Source organism: Acidovorax benzenivorans (assembly GCF_028680575.1).
GTDB classification, from domain to species: domain Bacteria; phylum Pseudomonadota; class Gammaproteobacteria; order Burkholderiales; family Burkholderiaceae_C; genus Acidovorax; species Acidovorax benzenivorans.
In genome coordinates this window covers 221,298-240,608 of record NZ_JAPCKI010000004.1, presented here as the reverse complement: position 1 = coordinate 240,608, position 19,311 = coordinate 221,298, and the positions used below count along the sequence as shown (strand labels likewise).

The window sequence follows — 19,311 nt, the reverse complement described above, 5'->3', positions numbered from 1 at the left end:
ACTGCTCAATGCGATGTTCCTTCCGATCGCGTGATCTTGTTCCACACGTTGTACTTGCCCACGGGCTTGCTCATGGGCAGGCGCTTGATTTCTTTGAACGTGGCGGCGTCGTACACGATGAGGGCACCCTGCATCTCCCACACGCTGGCCAGCGCCAGGCGGCCGTCGCGGGTGAACTCGATGTGCGCCAGGGTCTTGCCGGGCTCGCGCACCGTGGCCACGGGCTGCAGTGTGGCCTTGTCGATGATGGTGAGCGTGTCTTTGGCGGTGGCGCTCATCATCGAGTCGGTCCAGGCATAGGGCGTTTTCTCGTGGCTGCGCATGAAAAAGCCCGGCCCCGGCGTGGGGATGCTGGCCACGGGCTTCCAGGTCTTCATGTCGATCACATCAATGCTGCCGCCCTGCAGGTTGGGCGAGGCCAGCACCGTGGTGCCCTGCCAGGCGAAGGTGATGCCCGAGCCCAGGTGCGGCATGCCCGCAATCGGCAGGTCGGCGATCTTGCGGCGCACGTCCAGGTTCACCACCTGGGCCGTGGCGGGGCCGAGGCCGGTCTTGCCGTCCTGCGCGCTGGCCGGGGCGGCCGTTTTGGGGCGCGTGGCGCCCAGCACATGGCGGTAGCTCTGGTCAAAGAAGAAGTCGTCCAGCGGCTCATCCAGAGGGGTACGGCGTACGCCCAGGTAGCCGGGCTTGGCGATCGCCTCGCCCATCTTGTAGTCGTGCACCAGGCCATCGTGAATGGGGGCGGCCTGCGGGTCGTACGAGATCTCCCAGATCTCGGCAATGTCCTTCAGTGCCACCACGAAGCTCTTGCGCGGCGCAGCGTCGTACACCGCCGACACGCGCGAGCTGCCCTTGCCGTCCAGCGTGCGCGCGTCATAGGTGTGCACCAGCTGCAGGTCGCTGTCGAACAGGGCCAGCGCGTGCGGCAGGTAGTTGGCGGCGATCACCCAGCGCCCATCGCCGCTCACCGCCACATTGCGCATGTTCAGCCCGGCGCGCACCTCGGCCACCACGCGCAGGCGGTACAGGTCGTATTTGGTGATCCAGCCATCGCGCGAACCGAAGTACACGTAGCGCCCGTCCGGCGAGAACTTGGGCCCCCCGTGCAGCGCAAAGCGGCTGGCAAAGCGGGTGATGACTTCCAGGCGGTCGCCGTCGAGCAGGCTGACGTGGTGGTCGCCACCTTCGACCACCACGAAGAGGTTCATCGGGTCCGCCTGCCACAGCGGCGTGGCGGGCTCGTCGGGCGGCGCGGGGTGGAATTCGCGCGATGCGCGGATGTCGTCGTCCGTCCAGCGCGGCGCGGGCACCACGGGGGTGCGGATGTACGCGCTCAGGGTCTGGATCTCGGCGGGTGAGAGCGTGCCAGCAAAGCCGGGCATCTGCGTGGCCGTGCGGCCCTGGGCGATGACGCGCAAGGCCTCGGTGGCGGGTAGGCGGGCCAGGCTTTCGGGCAGCAGCGCCGGGCCCATGCTGCCGGTGCGCTGCGCGCCATGGCAGCTGGCGCAGTGGGTGGCGAAGAGGCTGGCTGCGCTGGTGGCCGTGCTGGTGTTGATGCTGGCACTGGAGGTTGTGGCGCTGGTGCTGACTTGCTGGGCCATGGCCAGGTCCCAGCCCATCCAGCACAGACCAGCCACCAGGGTGGCGCGGGCGGCGTCGGCCAGCCAGGCGCGCCAGCGGCGCTGGGGCGGGGCAGGGATGTCAGGCATGGATTGGCTCCCGGATGGGGATGGTGATGCGTTGGCGCGGGCCGTGTGGCGCGCTGCCGGGGGCGGCTACCGCACCAATCTCTTCGTCCTCCAGGTAGCAGCCCGGGTCTTCGGCCCAGGCGTCGCCGGTGAGCTGCTGGGCGCGCACCCGGGTGTTGCCTCCGCACAGTGGCAGGTAGTGGCACTGGGCGCAGCGGCCCTGCACCGGGCGGGGTTGCTGCTTGAGCCCGGCCATCAGTGGGTCGCTGGTGTCGCTCCAGATGGCCGAAAAGGGCCGCTCGCGCACATTGCCCAGCGTGTGGTGCCACCACATGGTGTCGGGGTGCACCTGGCCCAGGTTGTCGATGTTGGCCACGTTCAGGCCGCTGGCGTTGCCGCCCCAGGCGGCCAGGCGCTCTGCCAATGCGGGTGCCCACTGTGGCAGGTTCGCCTGCACCCATTGCAGCAAAAAGGGGCCATCCGCGTCGTTGTTGCCGGTCACGTATTCCTCTGGCAGGCCAGCCTGCGCGGCCTCCCAGGCGCGCTCAAACAGCAGCGTGAGCGCCGCGCGCGTGGCCTGGAACTGCGCGTCCTTGCCACGGTGGATGTTGCCGCGCCCCGCGTAGTTGAGGTGCGAGAAGTAAAACTTGTCGATGCGCTCTTCCCGCATCAGCGCCAGCAGCGCGGGCAGGTCGTGCGCGTTCATCGCCGTCATGGTGAAGCGCATGCCCACCTTCACCCCACGGTCGCGCAGGAGCTTGAGCGCTTGCAGGCTGCGGTCGAACGCGCCTTCCAGGCGCCGGAAGCGGTCGTGCGTTGCGCGCAGGCCGTCCAGGCTGATGCCCACGTAGTCAAAGCCCATCGCGGCAATGCGGTCGGCCAGGGGGGTGTCGATGAGCGTGCCGTTGGTGGACAGCCCGGTGTAGAAGCCCATGTCCCGCGCACGCGCGGCAATGTCGAAGATGTCCGGCCGCATCAGCGGCTCGCCGCCCGAGAGGATGAGCACCGGCACGCCGTACGCGCGCAGGTCGCCCATCACCGTGAACACCTCCTCGCGCGTCAGTTCGCCCGCGTAGTCGTGGTCGGCCGACAAGGCGTAGCAGTGCTTGCAGGTGAGGTTGCAGCGGCGGATCAGGTTCCAGATCACGACTGGGCCTTGCGGGCCTTTTTGTGGGCGGGGGCGCACTGTGGGGTAGGCGCCAGTCGCCCCGGCGGCGGCCAGTTCGCGCATGTATTGGCTAATCCTGAACATCGTTGGTGCCTTTTAAACGCAGGCCGGTCTTTTTGAGAATGGCTGTGGAGTAAAGAATGTCGTGCGCGCGGCAGGCGGGGCCCAGCAGGGCGGCCACCACATCGGCCTGGCGCTGCACTTCGCCTTGCGAGCGACCGTGCAGCATGGCGAACAGGTTGTAGGGCCACTCTGGCAGGTGGCGCGTGCGGCGGTAGCAGTGGCTCACGCCGGTGAGCTGGGCCACTTGGCGCGCCAGCGTGTCCACTTGGTCGTCCGCCACGTCCCACACGCTCATGCCGTTGGCGGTGAAGCCCAGGCGGTAGTGGTTGGGCACCGCGCCAATGCGGCGCACCAAGCCTTCGTCCAGCATGGCCGCGAGCCGCGCGCGCACGCGCTCGCCGTCCACCCCCAGCATCGCGCCCACGGCTTCGTAGGGGCGGGCCACCAGCGGCAGGCCACTTTGCACGGCGGCGATGAGTGCGCGGTCAAAGTCGTCCAGCGCCATGGCGATCTCCTTCGGCGGGCAGCAGCGGCAGGCGCAGTTCCACGCGGTACTCGTGCTCCTTGGGAAACTGGAACACCGGCAGGCCCGTGGCTTGTTCGATGCGCTGCGCGGCGCGGGCCACGCCCTCGGCCGACTCGGCGGCCAGCACGAACCACATGTTCAGGTGCGGGTGGTCGCGGCGGTAGTTGTGGGCTACCTCGGGCAAGGCGTTCACCGCAGCGGTCACTTCGTCAAAACGCTCTGGGGGCACCGCCAGCGCCGCCAGCATGAACAGGCCGCCCGCGCGCTCGATCTGGAACAGCGGGCCGAAGCGGGTGAGCACGCCGCTGGCCAGCAGCTGGCGCAGGCATTCAATGACGTAGTCCTCACTCCATCCCATGGCTTGCCCGACGGCGGCGAACGGCCGGTCCACCAGCGGAAAGCCGCCATGCAGGTAACTCACCAGTTGCAGCTGATCGTGGCTAAGCATGGCGGGGTGCCTCCGGTGGTGTGGGGTGGGCAGCGGCAAAGCGGCGCGGACCGCGTTGCGTGAAGCGGCGCAGCGAGAACAGAACCTCGTGCCGGTGCCGGGCCACACCCGCCTGCAGCGCGGCCTGTTCGACGAGGGCCAGCACCTCACCGCGTTCCTGCCCGTGCACCATGCAGTACAGGTTGTAGCCCCAGCGCCCGGCCCGTGCGCGGCGGTAGGCCAGGGTGATGCCGGGCTGGCAGGCCAGCCGCTCACCGCAGGCGTCTACCTCGTCGTCTGGCACGTCGAACACGGTCATGGCATTGGCGGTGTAACCCACCTCGTGGTGCCGCACCACCATGCCAAAGCGGCTCAAGGTGCCCTGCGCCAGCCAGCGCGACAAAGTGCCCAGCACATCCTCGGTGCGTTGGCCAAGTGCCTCGGCCCACGCGTCAAAAGGCCGTTCTACCAGGGGCAGGCCGTGCTCCGCCAGGGCGGCCAATGCGGCTTCGTGTGCGGCCACGGGCGTGGCGGCGGTTCGGGTCATGCCGCCCGCTGCGGCGCTGCGTTGCCCCAGGTCAAAGCCCAGGTCGATGCGGTAGGGCCGCAGCATGGGCAGGCGCAGCACGGCCAGGCCCGTGTCGCGCTCGATCTGCGCCAGCAGTTGCTCTAGTGCGGCCGGAGTGGCAGCGTTGGCCACGAACCAAAGGTTCAGCGTGTTCTCGCGTTCGTAGTTGTGGCTCACGCCCGCATGGCGGGAGACGGCGGCGGCCACGGCCTCCAGCCGTTCGCGCGGCACCGCCATTGCGGCCAGCAGGCCGGCCCCGCCCGCGCCGGGTGCAAACACGCCGCCAATGCGGCCCAGTACGCCCGCCCGTTGCAGGCGCTCGCAGGCGGCAATCACCTCGCCTGCTGGGCGGCCCAGGGCCTGTCCCAGCACGTCGAACGGTGCGGGGCACAGCGGAAAACCGCGCTGCCACGCATTGAGCAAGGGCAGGTCGTGGGCGTGGTCGTGTCGCGCCATCCTAGAACCCCATGCGCTGTGCCCGCGCGGTAAAGAAGATGCCGCTGGGCGCCCGGGCGGGCAACGATGCCTGGGTGGCCAGCGAGGCGGTGTCCAGCACCACCACCTTGTCGTCATCGCGGCAGCTGATCCACACCGATTCGCCGCGTGGTGTGAACTCCATGTGCATAACGGCCTTGCCCGGCTGCAGCGTGGCCGCCACGCGCTGGGCCACGGTGTCGATGACCTGCACGCGGTGGTAGTCGGGCACGGCAAAGTTCACCCACACCTGGCGGCCATCGGGCCGCGCCATCACGAACACGGGTTGGCCTGCCACCGGGATGCGGCCCACTTCTTCCCACGTAGTGGTGTCCACCACCAGCACCTCGTGGCGACCGATGGCGGGCAGATAGGCATGGCGCCCGGCAACAGCCCAGCCGCGCAGGTGGGGCATCTTGAAGACGGGCAAGGGTTGTTGGCCGCGCCCGTAACCGGCCAGAATGCGCCGTGCCACGGGCTGCTCGGCCCAGGTGTCCACCAGGGCCAGGCCGTCTTCGCCAAACAGCCCGGCGATGTAGTGGCGGCCGTTGGGCGTGACCAGTGCGTCATAGGGTTGGTGGCCAATGCCGTCGATGCGCGTCACGCGAGGCCGGGCGGGGTCCGTGCAGTCGGCAATGCAGATCGCGTCGGCATCGAACAGGCTGTAGATGAAGCGCCGTCCGGGCAGGTCGACCAGGCCCACCACGCGCGAGCGCTGGCCATCGGCCGTGAGGGCCGGGATGTCCGCCCGCAGCGCCAGCGTGTCGGCGTCGAACACCTTCACGCCACCGGGCGTGTAGTTCTGCGCAGCCACCAGCGTGCCGTCGGCGCTGATGGCGCCGCCGATGGAATTACCCGCCTGCTGCTCGCGTGCGGTGATGCGCCGCGTCAGCAGGTCAATGCGCGTGAGTGCGCCGTCGCGGCCGAACACATAGGCATGACGGCCATCGCGCGAGAACACCAGCGAGGCGTGCGACAGGTCTCCCAAGCCATCGACGCGGGCCAGGATGGACCGGTGCGTGGTGTTCACCAGCAGTACCGAGCCCGTGGCGCGCTCCACGACCAGGCCCAGGTCGCCGGTGCCTACGAGCGGGGCGTCGGGCTGCTGCAGCGTGGCGCAGCCGCTGGCTAACAGCGGAAGGGCCGCTAGGCCAAGGAGGAGAGGGCGTCGTTTCATGGCTGGGGGCGCTGGGGTGAGGGTGGGAAGCCGGAGGCCAGCTGCTCGGCGATCCACAGGGCTTCGGCTTCGGTGACAAAGGTGCGCCAGGGCGGCATGGGGGTGCCCGGGCGCCCGTGAAAAATGGTGGCAGCCATGGAAGGGACGGGCTTGTCCGCCAGGGCCGCAGGGGTGAGGGGCGGGCCCAGCCCGCCGGTGAGGTGCATGCCGTGGCACGAGCCGCAGTCCTGCCGCACCATGCGCACCAGCTCGCGCTGGCGCTCTGGCGGTGCGGCAGTGGACTGCGCCATGGCCCCGGCGCAGGCCAGGGCACACAGCGTGGTCAGGGCGGCGGCGCGCAGTGGCATGGCGTGGCGCTCAGGACCCGAGAATCAACTCGACGGCGGCCTTGAGGTCGGCATCGCCGATCTTGTCCGGCCCGTTGGGCGACATCGGAATCGGCCCGAACACGCCGGAGCCGCCCTTGCGCACCTTGTCGATCAGCTGCGCCGTCACATCCTTGCCCTTGTACTTGGCCGCGATGTCCTTGAACGACGGCCCGACGAGCTTCTTGTCCTTGGAATGGCAGGCCATGCAGCCAGCCTTGTTCATGGCTTCTTCGGGAGAGGCTGCGCTGGCCGCGCCGACGCAAAGCGCCAGGGTTGCAGCAAGGGCCAAGTGGAATGTCAGATGGTGTCTCATCATTTGCTCCTGTGGTGGAGGTTGAATGGGTTGCCTGCAGCGCTACGCAGAATCCTCTGCGCATGCACAGACGCGGCCTGAGGCCAGCGCCGCCGGGGAACTGGCTTCGCCAGGCCCCTGGCGGCGTCCCCCTTGGGGGGAAGGCGCCGCAGGCGACTCAGGGCGGTTAGTAAATGTCGTGCTGGGTGTTGTAGACGTTGAAGTGGCCCGTGGGCGTGATGAGGCGTGGGTCCTTGATCACGGCCTTGAGCTTGAGCGTCTTGTCGTCCACGATCACCAGCGCGCTTTCCTTGTTCTTGGCACTCCACACCGAGAACCACACCTCGTCGCCAGCCTTGTTGAATTCAGGCTGCACGACGCGTTTGGCGCCGTCGTCCTTCAGGCCCGCCCACTCCGCCACCGGCAAGGTCACAAAGCCCTTGTCGAGGTTCTTGATGTCGAAGACCACGACGGACTGCGAGATCTTTGGATCGGGGTTGAGCGGTGCGTCCGAGTACAGGTGCGTGCTCTTGGGGTGGCTCTTGATGAAGAGTGCACCACCGCCAGGGCCTGTGAGCTTGGCCACTTCCTTGAAGGCGTACTGCTTGTGCTTCTTGGGGTCGGTGCCGATCAGCGAGATGGTGTCGTCGCCCAGGTGGCCCGTGGCCCAGACGGGGCCGAACTTGGGATGCAGCAGGTTGGCGCCACGGCCGGGGTGGGGGATCTTGCCCACTTCGGTGATGGCCGCCAGCTTGCCTTCCTTGGCATCGATGGCAGCGATTTTGTTGCTGTTATTGGCGGCCACCATGAAGTAGCGCTTGCTCGAATCCCAGCCTCCGTCGTGCAGGAAGGGCGCGGAGCCGATCTCGGTGACCTTGAGCGCGTCGATGTTGGAGTAATCCACCATCAACGTCTTGCCGGTCTCCTTCACGTTGACCACGAACTCGGGCTTGAAGTGCGATGCCACGATGGAGGCCACGCGCGGTTCGGGGTGGTATTCCTGCGTGCCCACCACCATGCCCCGGGTGCTCACGATCTTCTTGGGCTCCAGCGTGTCGCCGTCCATGATGGTGTACTGCGGCGGCCAGTAGCTGCCCGCGATGGCCAGCTTGTCTTCGTAGCCCTTGAACTTGGAGGTGTCCACCGACCGGGCCTCCAGACCCACGCGCACTTCGGCGACGTTGTCGGGTTTTTCCATCCACAGGTCGATCATGTTGATCTTGGCGTCGCGGCCGATCACGAACAGGTAGCGACCGGAAGCCGATGTGCGCGAGATGTGTACGGCGTAGCCGGTCTTGACGATGTTGATGATCTGCTTGGTGTCACCGTCGATCAGCGCCACCTCGCCGGTATCACGCAGCGTGGTCGAGAAGATGTTCTCGATGTTGTAGTTGTTGAGCTTTTTCTTGGGCCGGTCCTTGGGCTCGACGATGACCTTCCAGGTTTTCTTCATGTCGGCCATGCCGAACTCGGGCGGGGTTGGCGGCTCGTGCTGGATGTAGCGCGCCATCAGATCCACTTCCTTCTCGCTCATTTCACCCGAGGTCAGCCAGTTGGGCATGCCTGCGGGCGAACCATACGAGATGAACACCTTCAGGTAGTCCGTGCCCTTGGCGGTGGTGAGGTCAGGAGTGAGCGGCTTGCCGGTGGCGCCCTTGCGCAGCACGCCGTGGCAGCCTGCGCAGCGCTCGAAGTAGGTCTGGCGGGCCTTCTCGAACTCGGCGGCCGTCATGGGCGGCGCCTTGGGGTTGGTGCTCTGGTGCATGGGCTCGTTCACCAGGGGGGAGCCGCCAGCCTGGTAGTTCATTTCTGGTTGCGAGACTCCCTTGCCTGCCTGTGCCATCGCCGTGGCCGCAGCCATTGCGAGGGCTGCCAGGGCCAGGTGCTGGACGGTCTTGATTGCTTTCATCATCGGTCCTCTGCGTCATGGGCAGCGAATGGTTGGCGGTGGATGCGGCTGCGCCCTTCCGACCCGTGCAACGGCTGCCCTTCGTTGCTTGCGGGTGAGGCAATGGTCCTGCGGGCGGCGTGCGCTGTCCTTGAACTGGTTCAAGGACGCGGTGTCCACCCTGTTCCACCATGGCCCCACCCACAGATACCAGCGAGCCGTAGACATGAGCTTCATGGACGATCCCCAATGGCTGAAGAAGCCCGCGCACGGCGGAGCACAGAGCGATAGCCCCCCGGTGCCTCCGGGGTGTGTGACCCTGGTCGGTGCCGGCCCAGGCGACCCCGACCTGCTGACGGTGAAGGCCGCGCGTGTGCTGCGGCAGGCGAGCCTGGTGCTGTACGACCATCTGGTCGGCGAGGAGGTGCTGGCCCTGGTGCCCGCCAGCGCCGAGCGCGTCTACGTGGGCAAGGAGTCTTCGCGCCACACCTTGCCGCAGGAGGACATCATCGAGCTGATGTGCCGGCTGGCACGCAGCGGTCGGCCCCTGGTGCGCCTGAAGGGCGGCGACTGCTACATCTTCGGCCGGGGCGGCGAAGAAGCGCTGGGCCTGGCCCACGCGGGTATTCCTTTTGAGGTGGTGCCGGGCATTACGGCCGCCCAGGGCGCAGGGGCTTGCGCGGGCATTCCGCTCACGCACCGCGACCATGCGGGTACTCTGGTGCTGGCCACCGGGCACCTGCGCGGCGATAACGATACGGCGCTGGATTGGCCCTTGCTTGCGCGCCCCCGCCAGACCGTGGTGTTCTACATGGGGGTGGCCACGCTGCCCACCATCTGCGCGCAACTGGCCGCGCACGGCTTGCCGTCGACCACGCCCGCAGCCATCGTCGAGCGGGCGTCCCTGCCTGATCAGCGTTGCCTCACGGGCACCATTGCTTCGTTGCCAAGCCTGGCGGTCAGCCAGGGCGTCAAGGCGCCGGCGCTGATCATTGTGGGTGAGGTGGTGGCGCTGCAGCCTGCGCTGGTTCAGGGCCTGGTGCAGGCTTCACCGCACCAGTCGGCACACACGCCCGCGCCGTGACGGGGCATCGGCGTAAGGCGCGTTGAACCGAGCCCCGAGTGCGGAGAATGCGGAGCGCGGCTCAGGCGTCCAGGGCGGCGTCAGAGGCCGCAGACTGCGGGCGCTGGCGCCGCCAGGCCTTTTCCACCTCCACCACCACCAGCACTACCAGCGCTGCGCCGACGCACAGGGCCAGCTCGCCCAGTGACAGAGGCTCGGTCTTGAAGATGGGATTGAGCCAGGGCACATAGATGGTGGCCATCTGCAGGGCGAAGGTGAGCAGCACGGCGCCCAGCAGCGGGCGGTTGCTCAGCAGGCCCAGGCGCCAGATGGGTTCGGATTCGGACCGGATGGCGATGACGTGCGCCATCTGCGCCAGCGTGAGCACGGTGAACACCATGGTCTGCCAGTGCGCATGGCCGGTGTGCAGGGCCCAGGCCTGCACCGCCAGGCACAGCCCGCCAATGAGCAGGCCCACGCCCAGAATGTGTTGCCACATGCCGTGGGCAAACAGGCTCTCGTGCGGTGCGCGGGGCGGGCGCTGCATGATGCCGCGCTCGGCTGGCTCCGCCGCCAGTGCCAGACCGGGCAGGCCGTCGGTCACCAGGTTGACCCACAGGATGTGGATGGGCAGCAGCGGAATGGGCAAGAGCAGCAGCGGTGCGAGGAAGATGGTCCAGATCTCGCCCGAGTTGCCCGTCATCGCGTAGCGCACAAACTTGCGGATGTTGTCGTAGATACGGCGGCCCTCGCGCACCGCCGCGACGATGGTGGCGAAGTTGTCGTCCAGCAGCACCAGGCTCGACGCCTCGCGCGCCACGTCGGTGCCGCCCTGGCCCATGGCGATTCCGATGTCGGCGCGCTTGAGCGCAGGGGCGTCGTTCACGCCATCGCCCGTCATCGCCACAAAGTGGCCCTGGGCCTGCAGCGCTTCGACGATGCGGATCTTCTGCGCCGGGTCCACACGGGCGTAGACCCGCACCTGTTCTACCCGGGCGCGCAGTGCGGCATCGTCCAGCGTGGCCAGGTCGGCGCCGGTGAGCACGGGGGCATCGCTGCTGCGCACAATGCCCAGGCGGTGCGCAATGGCGCGCGCGGTGGCGGGGTGGTCACCGGTGATCATTACCGGCGTGATGCCCGCGCTGATGCAGTCGCGCACCGCTGCCTGGGCCTCGGTGCGGGGTGGGTCGATGAGGGCGATCAGGCCGAGCAGCTCCAGCTGGTTTTCTACCGCGTCGATGTCATTGGTGTCGGGCAGGCGCGGGTGGCTGCGGCGAGCCAGGGCCAGCACGCGCAGGCCCTGGGCGGCGAGTTGTTGGGCGGTGGCGAGGACCTTGGTCGTGTCGAGTGTGGTTGCACCCTCCGGCGTCCAGTGAGCGGTGCAGCGCGGCAATACCGACTCCGGTGCGCCCTTGGTGTAGGCCAGAAAACCGTCGGCAGCGCGGTGGAAAGTCGTCATGCGCTTGCGGTCGGAGTCAAAGGGCTGCTCCTGCACGCGGGGGCAGGTGATGTCGAGCTGGGCTTTGTCCAGGCCGCCCGCGTGGGCAGCCAGCACCAGTGCGGTTTCGGTGGGGTCGCCCTGCCAGTGGGTGCCGGACTGGCTGTCCTCGTTCTGAGCCTGAAGGGTGGCGTCATTGCACAGCGCGGCGGCGCGCAGGGCCTCGGCATGGGCCGGGCCGGGCAGCGGGTCGCCGGGCACCCAGCGCACGCCGTGGGCCATCAGCAGCTCGGCGTGCATGCGGTTTTGTGTCAGGGTGCCGGTCTTGTCCGAGCAGATGGTGGTGACCGAGCCCAGCGTCTCCACCGACGGCAGGCGCCGCACCAGCGCATGCACGGCCACCATGCGGCGCGCCCCCAGGGCCAGCAACACGGTCACCACCGCAGGCAGGGCTTCGGGGATGGCGGCCACGGCCAAGCTGATGGCGGTGAGGGCCATCAGCAGCGGCGCTTCGCCGCGCAGCACACCCACCGCAAAAATCACGATGCAGATGCCCAGCACCGCCAGCGCCAGTCGTTTGCCAAAGGCTGCGAGGCGCAACTGCAGCGGGGTGCTGCGGTCGCCGGTATCGAGCAGCGTGGCCACCTTGCCCAGCTCGGTGTGCATGCCGGTGGCCACCACCAGGCCACGCGCCCGGCCGTGGGTGGCGGTGGTGCCCTTGAAGGCCATGTTGGTGCGGTCGCCCAGTGCGCCCACATCCTCGGCGGCCAGGGCTTCGGTTTGCTTGGCCACCGTGACGGATTCGCCCGTGAGGGCGGATTCATCCACCTGCAGCTGCGCAATCTCGATCAGCCGCAGATCGGCCGGGATCTGGTTACCAGCCTCCAGTAGCACGATATCGCCGGGCACTAGCGCCGTGGCGGGTACCACCTGCACGGCACCGCTGCGCAGCACGGTGGCGTGCGCCGCAGCCAGTTGGCGCAGCGCGGCCATGGCCTGGTCGGCGCGCCAGGCCTGCACAAAGCCGATGACGGCGTTGAGCACCACGATGACAAGAATCACCAGCGTGTCGGTGACCTCACCCACCAGCCCCGAGATGACGGCGGCACCCAGCAGCACCAGCACCATGAAGTCCTTGAACTGGTCGGCCAGCAAGCGCCACCACGGGCGGTCTTGCGATTCAGCCAGTTCGTTGGCGCCATGAGTGGCGCTGCGTCGCAGGGCTTCGTCGGCGTGCAGACCTGAGTCGGGGTCAACTCCGTGGGCCTGGGCAACGGCGTCGGTGGGGTGCAGGTGCGGCGCGGTGGATGGGGACATGCGGCGATCAGTGAAACGGGCCGCACTCCCGCACAAGGACTTCTTCGGCGTTACCTTAGTGCGCGACTTGCGGCCGGGCTTTGTAGAACTGGAGCGGGGCTTCTGGCACCTGATTCAGCACCTGGCGCTTGATCTTGCCCACCACGTGCATTTCACAGGGCTTGCAGTCAAAGCGCAAGGTCAGCTTTTCCTTGCCATTGATCAACATCAAGGGTTCGGCCTTGATGGTGCCCTGCACACCCGTCACGCCTTTGGCCTGCTTGGGGCACAGGCTCATCGAAAAGCGCACGCAGTGCTTGGTGATCATGAGGCTGACCTCACCTTCCTCCTCGTGCGCCTCGTAGGCCGCGTCGATCACCTTCACGCCGTGGCGCACGTAAAAGTCATGCGCCTTGTGGTTGAATACATTGCCCAGGAACGAGAGTGTGTCCTCGGGGTAGGGCGCAGGGGGCTTCACTGGCGTGGCACGCGGCAGACGGGCGAAGTTGCGCGCGCGGTTGGCCTCCAGGTCGGCCAGCGCGTCGCGGCGCAGTGCGTTGAGCACCGATGCGGGCACAAACCAGGGCTGCGACAACTGCAGTGCAATGTCGTGCACCGCGAAGATGGTGGCGCCGAAACGGCCCAGTTGCTCGCGCAGGCTGGTTTCGGCTTTGGCGGCATCGGTGGCGCTTTGGTGCGGCTGCTGCACGTCAGCACAGCCCACATTGCCGTCGTCATCGGTCAGCATCAGGCTGAATCCGGTGGGTGTTTCGCTCAGGTGCGCCCACAGGCCGATGCGGCGGTCGCTGGACTTTTTCTCCAGCGTGCGCACCCAGTCCATGTCGCGGTTGCGGTTGACCTCGGTGCCCTTGCGCAGGTCCTTGAAGCCTTCCATCGGGTCCTTGGGGTACACCCTCCATTGGCCCACGCTGCGCGACGACACGGGCTCTGCCACGTTGATGGCCATGCCCACCAGTTCCTTGTGCAGGTCGTAGTAGCACAGGCCGTCGCCGTTGTGCAGCACGGTGGCGGGGTCGCTCACCTCCAGTTCCACGAAGTCGGATTCCACCTTGGTCACCCAGCCGATGGCTTGGCCAGGGTTCTTGGGGGTATCGAAGGCGCCGATGTCTTCCTTGCGGCCGGTCACGAAGTAGTCGGTGAACTCGCGGTTGAAGTTCTGCAGCGGGTCGGGCGTGAAGGTGAAGGTGGTACGCCCGCTCGATGACCGGCCCAGCGGCCGACCTTGCGCCTCGCGCTCTTCCAGGATCTCGTCGATCAGCGTGCGGTAGTGGGCCGTGATGTTCTTCACATAGCCCATGTCCTTGTAGCGCCCTTCGATCTTGAAGCTGCGCACGCCGGCGTCGATGAGCGCGCGCAGGTTGTCGCTCTGGTTGTTGTCCTTCATGGAGAGCACGTGCTTGTCGTGCGCGATGAAGCGGCCCTGGGCGTCGGTCACCTGGTAGGGCAGGCGGCAGGCCTGGCTGCAGTCGCCCCGGTTGGCGCTGCGGCCCGTCTGCGCATGGCTGATGTTGCACTGGCCGCTGTAGGCCACGCACAGCGCGCCGTGAATGAAGAACTCGATGTTGGCGCGGCCGGGTGCATCGACGGGGCCCAGCGCCTTGTGGACTGCGGCGATCTGCTGCACCGTCAGTTCGCGTGCCAGCACGATCTGCGACAGACCGGCATCCTGCAGAAAGCGCGCCTTTTCAGGCGTGCGGATGTCCGTCTGGGTGCTGGCGTGCAACTGGATGGGCGGCAGGTCGATTTCCAGGAGGCCCATGTCCTGGATGATGAGCGCGTCGGCCCCGGCTTCGTACACCTGCCAGGCCACCTGGCGCGCAGCGTCCAGCTCGTCGTCGCGCAGGATGGTGTTCAGGGTGACGAAGATGCGGCTGTTGAAGCGGTGCGCGTGCTTGATCAGGCGCTCGATGTCCCGGATGTCATTGCCCGCGCTGGCGCGCGCGCCAAAGGCGGGGCCTCCGATGTAGACGGCGTCGGCGCCGTGGTTGACGGCTTCGATGCCAATGTCTGCGTCGCGTGCAGGCGAGAGCAGTTCGAGCTGGTGGGGCAGGAGAGACATGGGGCGTGATTATCCCAGCGTGTCCTGCAGGGCGTCAGGCCCCGGTTTTATTAGCGCGGTTAATGGTGGGGCAAATTACTAAGTTTACTTAGCAGCTAGGGAGTATTGGCGCTGGGGTGGCTAGGATGTGGGGTTGTTGTGTACAAGATCGGTGCACAACCAGCTGCTTTGACTGACCCAGGAGACACCGTACCGTGCTGCGCCCCGCTTTTGCTTCTTTGCCCCTGTTCCGAATTTCTGCCCTGACCACCATTGCGCTGGCGGCCAGCCTGGCGTCTGCCCAGGACCTGCAATCCGTCAAGATTGCCCATGCGGGCCCCGTGTCGGGCGGCATTGCCCACATTGGCAAGGACACTGAAAACGGTGTGCGCCTGGCCATCGACGACCTGAACGCCCAGAACCTCGTGATCGGCGGCAAGAAGATCAAGTTTGAAATTGCAGCGGAAGACGATGCAGGCGACCCTCGCCAGGCCACCGCTGTGGCCCAGAAGCTGTGCGACCAGAAGGTGGCTGGCGTGGTGGGGCACCTGCAGTCGGGTACGTCCATCCCGGCCTCGGCGGTCTATGCCAAGTGCGACCTGCCGCACATCACGGCCTCGGCGTCCAACCCCGACCTGACCAAGCCCGGCCACAAGACCACCTTCCGTCTGATCGCCAACGACAACGCGCTGGGCGCTGCGCTGGCCTTGTTTGGTGCGGACCACCTCAAGCTCAAGAGCGTGGCCATCATTGACGACCGCACGGCCTACGGCCAAGGCGTGGCCTCGGTCTTCAAGGCCACGGCGCAACAAAAAGGCCTGAAAGTGGTGGCCGAGGAGTTCACCAACGACAAGGCCACCGATTTCATGGCCATCCTCACCGCCATCAAGAACAAGAAGCCCGACGCCATCTTCTACGGCGGCCTGGATGCCCAGGCCGGCCCCATGCTGCGCCAGATGGAGCAGCTGGGCCTGGGTAATGTGAAGTTCTTCGGCGGCGACGCGCTGTGCACCGAAAAGCTGCCCGAGCTGTCGGGCAAGACCCCCGCGCTGAAGAACGTGACCTGCGCCACGGGCGGTGCGTCGGTGGACAAGATGCAGGGCGGCGCCGACTGGAAGAAGCGCTACGACGCCAAGTTCCCCGGCCAGTTCCAGATCTACAGCCCCTACGCCTATGACGCCGCCATGGTGCTGGCCGACGCCATGAAGCGCGCCAATTCGGTGGACCCGAAGGTGTTTGCGCCGTTCTTGGCCAAAACCGAATACAAGGGCGTGACCGCCAACATCGCCTTCACCGCCAAGGGCGAGCTGACGACACCCGCTGTGACCTTGTACACCTTCAAGGACGGCAGCCGCGTGGCTCTGAACTGAGGCCGTCCGCCTCCGCTATTTCAGCGACTCCTGCCTCCACGGCCGCGCATTGCGGCCGTTTTTGCGTGCGGGGTTTGGCTTTACAGTCAGGCCCCATAGCAAGAAACCCAGCGGGCCACCGGTGCCTGTCAAGGAGCCAAGGTATGCGTGCAATGTTTGGACTGGTTGGGCTGGTGGTGGTGCTCGCCATCGTGGGGCTGTTGACCAAGAAGCAGTTGGCGGCCACGCGTGCACCCGTGCCAGCGTTGCAGACCGCCACGGGCGCAGTGGGGCCTGCCTCGGCGCCCACGGGCACGGTGCGTGAGCAGAGCCAGCAGATGCAGCAGCAGGTCAAGCAGCAGATGGAAGGCCTGATGCAGCAGGCGCGCCCCATGCCCGAGGATGATAAAAAATGAGCCAAATCGGCTACAAGCGCATATGCCTCATGCGCCAATAGCTATTAAAAATATAGCGGTGGATATCGCTCACGATGTGCACTGGATGCGCCTGGCTTTGGCCGAGGCGCAAGCCGCAGCCGGCGCTGGCGAAGTGCCTGTGGGTGCCATCGTAGTCAAGGACGGCCAGGTCATCGCCACCGGCCGCAATGCCCCTGTGGAAGGCCACGACCCCACAGCCCACGCCGAGATCGTGGCTCTGCGAGCGGCTGCGCAGCGGCTGGGTAACTATCGGCTCGACGGCTGCAGCCTGTACGTGACGCTGGAGCCCTGTGCCATGTGCAGCGGCGCCATGTTGCATGCGCGGCTGGCGCGCGTGGTGTATGGCGCTGCAGACGCCAAGACGGGGGCGGCTGGTTCGGTGCTTAACCTGTTTGGCCATGCCGAGATCAACCACCAGACCCAGGTGCAGGGCGGGGTGCTGGCCGATGAGTGCGGTGAACTGCTCAGCGGCTTTTTCCGCCAGCGCCGCCATCAACAGCGCGCCGAAGCGTTGGCCCGCCATCCCTTGCGTGACGACGCCCTGCGCACACCCGATGCGGCTTTTGCCAACCTGCCGGGCTACCCTTGGGCTCCTCACTACGTCAGCGACCTACCGAGCCTGGCGGGCCTGCGTTTGCACTATCTGGACGAAGGCCCCCGCGATGCGCGCCGCACCTGGCTGTGCCTGCATGGCAACCCGGCCTGGAGCTATTTGTACCGACGCATGCTGCCTACCTTTCTCGCAGCGGGCGACCGCGTGGTGGCGCCCGATCTGATCGGCTTTGGAAAAAGCGACAAGCCCAAGAAGGAGGGTGTGCACCAGTTCGAATGGCACCGCCAGGTGTTGCTGGAGTTGATCGAGCGGCTGGACTTGCGCAATGTCGTGCTGGTGGTGCAGGACTGGGGCGGCATCCTGGGCCTTACGCTGCCCATGGCGACGCCTGAGCGGTTTGGCGGCCTGCTGGTGATGAACACGCTGCTGGCCACGGGCGATGCGCCGTTGCCCCAGGGTTTTGTGGACTGGCGCGCCATGTGCCGCGACAAGCCGCTGTATGAGGTGGGGCGCCTGTTGGCGCGCGGCAATCCGCACCTGAGTACGGCAGAGTGCGCGGCGTATGGCGCACCATTTCCTGACAAGGGTTGCCGGGCCGCGCTGCGCGCATTTCCAGAACGTGTCCCCGCAGCGTGTGATGATGCGGGGGCGGCGCTGTCGCGTGCGGCCCGCGATTTCTGGCAGCACCAGTGGCAAGGCCGCAGCCTGATGGTGGTGGGCGCCCAAGACCCCGTGCTGGGTCTGCCCACCATGCGGGCGTTGCAACAAAACATCCGTGGGTGCCCCGAGCCGGTGGTGCTGCCCCATGCAGGTCACTTTGTTCAGGAGCATGGCGAGGCCATCGCCGCGCAGGCTGTGGAATACTTCGCGCACTGACTTGTCCGCTGGCGCCGTCTGACTGCACTTGGCGCCCGGCTTCCCCTTGTTTACGGAGCAGACCCCTTGCGGGCCTGAGCGCTTTGCACGACCACCATCACGACCACTCGCAGTGCGACCACGACCACGGTCCCAAGCACATCTACATTTACTCGCCTTCCAGCGCCGTGCGGGACAAGGCGGCTTTCAAGCGTGGCATCGCCCGGCTCAAGGCCCAGGGCCATGAGGTGGAGGTAGACGTGGACGCTCTGGCCACGCACACCCGTTTTGCGGGGGATGACGCTACCCGTTTGGCCGCTATCCACCGTGCAGCGGCCAGCGGCGCCGATGTGGCGCTGATATCGCGCGGTGGCTACGGCCTCACGCGCATCCTGCCGGGCATCCGCTACAAGGCGGTGGCCAAGGCGATCGAAAAGGGTACGCACTTTGTCGGTGTGAGCGACTTCACCGCTTTCCAGCTCGCCGTGCTGGCCCAGACGGGGGCCACCACCTGGGCAGGGCCCTCGCTAGGGGCCGATTTTGGCGTGGCGGGCGAGCCCGACGACATCATGGACGCCTGCTTTGATGACCTGCTGACCGGTCATGGCGAAGGTACAGGCTGGCGCATGCACAAGGAAAAGCCCCATGCCACCACCGGCAAGCCCGCCGTGCCCAATGTCTATGTGAAAAGCGCCACATTGTGGGGCGGCAACCTGGCCGTACTGGCATCGCTGGTGGGCACGCCGTATTTCCCGCAGGTCAAGGGCGGGGTGTTGTTTGTGGAAGATGTGCACGAGCACCCCTACCGCATTGAGCGCATGCTGACCCAGCTGTTGTACGCGGGCGTGCTGGCCCAGCAAAAGGCCGTGGTGCTGGGCCAGTTCACCAACTTCAAGCTGGCGCCACACGACAAGGGCTACAAGCTGCAGTCGGTGGTGGACTGGTTGCGCACCCAGATCAAGGCACCTGTGCTGACCAATCTGCCCTTCGGGCATGTCGAAACCAAAGTGCTGCTGCCCGTGGGCGCCACGGTGTCGTTGTCGGTGGAAGAGCGTGATGCGCTGATTTACTGGGGCCACCAGCACTGAGTGCGCGGGTTGAGCGCGGCTGGGTGGCGGGAATAAGAAGCAGGCCCGCCGCGAGCAGCCGCCTCAGGGTTCAGAAGTGCGCGCGGGGCGCGTGTGGCATCTGCGGGACACGCAACGATAGCGGCAACTGACCTTGGAACATCGGCGTGACCTTGTCCAGCACGGTCTGGGCGACGGCCTGGCCCCGCAGCGGAATCAGGGTATCGAGCAGGTCGCTGCGCAGATACCACAGCGCCTCGATATCGCCCGCATAGCGCAGGCGCATGCTCATGCGCGCCACTTCGCAGCCGCTGAGCCCCGTCAGGCTTTGCAGCATGGCACGCCGCACCTCCTCCAGGCCCTGGTCGCGCACCCAGGCTGTCGACGACGGCTTGTCACGACCGAGCAGGTCGTGCAGGTTGTTGCGGAGATTGGGCTTGTTCCAGCGCATGGGCGGAGGGCAGTGCGGTTTTTGTAACAGGGTTGATCAAAGTAAGCGGGAGTGAGGATTGACGCAAGGGCGGCGCTCCTGTTTTTGCATAAAGACAACACGAT

Annotated in this window: 17 protein-coding genes; 5 read left to right on the top strand and 12 right to left on the bottom strand. The window is 66.8% G+C overall.

Going from position 1 to position 19,311, the window contains the following annotated elements; all coding sequences use genetic code 11:
• Positions 1-5 precede the first annotated feature (5 nt).
• From OIN59_RS09245 to OIN59_RS09205, 9 genes are all read right to left on the bottom strand, one after another.
• Entirely contained in the window at positions 6-1,709 is a 1,704-nt protein-coding gene (locus tag OIN59_RS09245; protein WP_274109478.1) for a nitrite reductase, read from the bottom strand.
• Positions 1,702-2,940 (bottom strand): heme d1 biosynthesis radical SAM protein NirJ, encoded by a 1,239-nt coding sequence (nirJ, locus tag OIN59_RS09240; RefSeq protein ID WP_274109476.1) that lies wholly within the window; start codon positions 2,938-2,940, stop codon positions 1,702-1,704. The genes OIN59_RS09245 and nirJ overlap by 8 nt, the downstream gene beginning before the upstream one ends.
• Positions 2,927-3,424, bottom strand: a complete 498-nt coding sequence (gene ahbB / locus OIN59_RS09235; protein ID WP_274109474.1) for a siroheme decarboxylase subunit beta — start codon at positions 3,422-3,424, stop codon at positions 2,927-2,929. Before ahbB (OIN59_RS09235) ends, nirJ begins: the two co-directional genes overlap by 14 nt.
• Entirely contained in the window at positions 3,405-3,893 is a 489-nt protein-coding gene (locus tag OIN59_RS09230; RefSeq protein WP_274109472.1) for an Lrp/AsnC family transcriptional regulator, read from the bottom strand. The genes ahbB (OIN59_RS09235) and OIN59_RS09230 overlap by 20 nt, the downstream gene beginning before the upstream one ends.
• Positions 3,886-4,896 carry a siroheme decarboxylase subunit beta gene (gene ahbB / locus OIN59_RS09225; protein ID WP_274109470.1) on the bottom strand — a complete coding sequence of 337 codons (1,011 nt, stop codon included), beginning with the start codon at positions 4,894-4,896 and terminating at the stop codon, positions 3,886-3,888. Before ahbB (OIN59_RS09225) ends, OIN59_RS09230 begins: the two co-directional genes overlap by 8 nt.
• Position 4,897: 1 nt before the next feature.
• Complete coding sequence (locus tag OIN59_RS09220) at positions 4,898-6,091, bottom strand: cytochrome D1 domain-containing protein (RefSeq protein ID WP_274109468.1); 1,194 nt, start codon at positions 6,089-6,091, stop codon at positions 4,898-4,900.
• Positions 6,088-6,438: a c-type cytochrome gene (locus OIN59_RS09215; RefSeq protein ID WP_274109466.1), complete on the bottom strand. Its 351-nt coding sequence runs from the start codon at positions 6,436-6,438 to the stop codon at positions 6,088-6,090. The genes OIN59_RS09220 and OIN59_RS09215 overlap by 4 nt, the downstream gene beginning before the upstream one ends.
• A 10-nt stretch (positions 6,439-6,448) precedes the next feature.
• Positions 6,449-6,772 (bottom strand): c-type cytochrome, encoded by a 324-nt coding sequence (locus tag OIN59_RS09210; protein WP_274109464.1) that lies wholly within the window; start codon positions 6,770-6,772, stop codon positions 6,449-6,451.
• A gap of 166 nt (positions 6,773-6,938) precedes the next feature.
• Entirely contained in the window at positions 6,939-8,660 is a 1,722-nt protein-coding gene (locus OIN59_RS09205) for a nitrite reductase (RefSeq protein ID WP_274109462.1), read from the bottom strand.
• A 205-nt stretch (positions 8,661-8,865) separates the two neighbouring features.
• Here OIN59_RS09205 and cobA point away from each other — a divergent pair, with 205 nt between their 5' ends.
• Positions 8,866-9,723, top strand: a complete 858-nt coding sequence (cobA, locus tag OIN59_RS09200) for a uroporphyrinogen-III C-methyltransferase (RefSeq protein WP_274109890.1) — start codon at positions 8,866-8,868, stop codon at positions 9,721-9,723.
• A 61-nt stretch (positions 9,724-9,784) separates the two neighbouring features.
• Here the strand turns inward: cobA and OIN59_RS09195 are convergent, their stop codons facing one another.
• Positions 9,785-12,457 (bottom strand): cation-translocating P-type ATPase, encoded by a 2,673-nt coding sequence (locus tag OIN59_RS09195; protein ID WP_274109459.1) that lies wholly within the window; start codon positions 12,455-12,457, stop codon positions 9,785-9,787.
• Between the two features lie 55 nt (positions 12,458-12,512).
• On the bottom strand, positions 12,513-14,516 hold the full coding sequence (locus tag OIN59_RS09190; RefSeq protein WP_274109458.1) for a peptidase U32 family protein: 2,004 nt from the start codon (positions 14,514-14,516) through the stop codon (positions 12,513-12,515).
• Between the two features lie 194 nt (positions 14,517-14,710).
• On the opposite strand from OIN59_RS09190, the gene OIN59_RS09185 reads away from it, so the two are divergent.
• The 4 genes from OIN59_RS09185 to OIN59_RS09170 all read left to right on the top strand — a co-directional run bounded on the left by OIN59_RS09185 (position 14,711) and on the right by OIN59_RS09170 (position 18,777).
• Positions 14,711-15,865, top strand: a complete 1,155-nt coding sequence (locus tag OIN59_RS09185; RefSeq protein ID WP_407655077.1) for a branched-chain amino acid ABC transporter substrate-binding protein — start codon at positions 14,711-14,713, stop codon at positions 15,863-15,865.
• A gap of 143 nt (positions 15,866-16,008) precedes the next feature.
• Positions 16,009-16,260: a hypothetical protein gene (locus OIN59_RS09180; RefSeq protein ID WP_274109456.1), complete on the top strand. Its 252-nt coding sequence runs from the start codon at positions 16,009-16,011 to the stop codon at positions 16,258-16,260.
• A 22-nt stretch (positions 16,261-16,282) separates the two neighbouring features.
• On the top strand, positions 16,283-17,710 hold the full coding sequence (gene tadA, locus OIN59_RS09175; protein WP_407655076.1) for a tRNA adenosine(34) deaminase TadA: 1,428 nt from the start codon (positions 16,283-16,285) through the stop codon (positions 17,708-17,710).
• A gap of 83 nt (positions 17,711-17,793) precedes the next feature.
• A complete protein-coding gene (locus OIN59_RS09170) occupies positions 17,794-18,777 on the top strand; it encodes an LD-carboxypeptidase (protein ID WP_274109452.1) in 984 nt (327 codons plus the stop codon).
• A 70-nt stretch (positions 18,778-18,847) separates the two neighbouring features.
• Here the strand turns inward: OIN59_RS09170 and OIN59_RS09165 are convergent, their stop codons facing one another.
• The gene (locus OIN59_RS09165; RefSeq protein ID WP_274109450.1) at positions 18,848-19,207 is read right to left on the bottom strand and encodes a hypothetical protein; all 360 of its coding nucleotides are present in this window, start codon (positions 19,205-19,207) and stop codon (positions 18,848-18,850) included.
• Positions 19,208-19,311: the final 104 nt, after the last annotated feature.

What these genes read in the sequence shown, in the direction of transcription:
- OIN59_RS09245 (WP_274109478.1), bottom strand. Translation starts at nt 1,709, where the DNA reads ATGCCTGACATCCCTGCCCCGCCCCAGCGCCGCTGGCGCGCCTGGCTG.
- nirJ (WP_274109476.1), bottom strand. Translation starts at nt 2,940, where the DNA reads ATGTTCAGGATTAGCCAATACATGCGCGAACTGGCCGCCGCCGGGGCG.
- ahbB (WP_274109474.1), bottom strand. Translation starts at nt 3,424, where the DNA reads ATGGCGCTGGACGACTTTGACCGCGCACTCATCGCCGCCGTGCAAAGT.
- OIN59_RS09230 (WP_274109472.1), bottom strand. Translation starts at nt 3,893, where the DNA reads ATGCTTAGCCACGATCAGCTGCAACTGGTGAGTTACCTGCATGGCGGC.
- ahbB (WP_274109470.1), bottom strand. Translation starts at nt 4,896, where the DNA reads ATGGCGCGACACGACCACGCCCACGACCTGCCCTTGCTCAATGCGTGG.
- OIN59_RS09220 (WP_274109468.1), bottom strand. Translation starts at nt 6,091, where the DNA reads ATGAAACGACGCCCTCTCCTCCTTGGCCTAGCGGCCCTTCCGCTGTTA.
- OIN59_RS09215 (WP_274109466.1), bottom strand. Translation starts at nt 6,438, where the DNA reads ATGCCACTGCGCGCCGCCGCCCTGACCACGCTGTGTGCCCTGGCCTGC.
- OIN59_RS09210 (WP_274109464.1), bottom strand. Translation starts at nt 6,772, where the DNA reads ATGAGACACCATCTGACATTCCACTTGGCCCTTGCTGCAACCCTGGCG.
- OIN59_RS09205 (WP_274109462.1), bottom strand. Translation starts at nt 8,660, where the DNA reads ATGAAAGCAATCAAGACCGTCCAGCACCTGGCCCTGGCAGCCCTCGCA.
- cobA (WP_274109890.1), top strand. Translation starts at nt 8,866, where the DNA reads ATGAGCTTCATGGACGATCCCCAATGGCTGAAGAAGCCCGCGCACGGC.
- OIN59_RS09195 (WP_274109459.1), bottom strand. Translation starts at nt 12,457, where the DNA reads ATGTCCCCATCCACCGCGCCGCACCTGCACCCCACCGACGCCGTTGCC.
- OIN59_RS09190 (WP_274109458.1), bottom strand. Translation starts at nt 14,516, where the DNA reads ATGTCTCTCCTGCCCCACCAGCTCGAACTGCTCTCGCCTGCACGCGAC.
- OIN59_RS09180 (WP_274109456.1), top strand. Translation starts at nt 16,009, where the DNA reads ATGCGTGCAATGTTTGGACTGGTTGGGCTGGTGGTGGTGCTCGCCATC.
- tadA (WP_407655076.1), top strand. Translation starts at nt 16,283, where the DNA reads ATGCCTCATGCGCCAATAGCTATTAAAAATATAGCGGTGGATATCGCT.
- OIN59_RS09165 (WP_274109450.1), bottom strand. Translation starts at nt 19,207, where the DNA reads ATGCGCTGGAACAAGCCCAATCTCCGCAACAACCTGCACGACCTGCTC.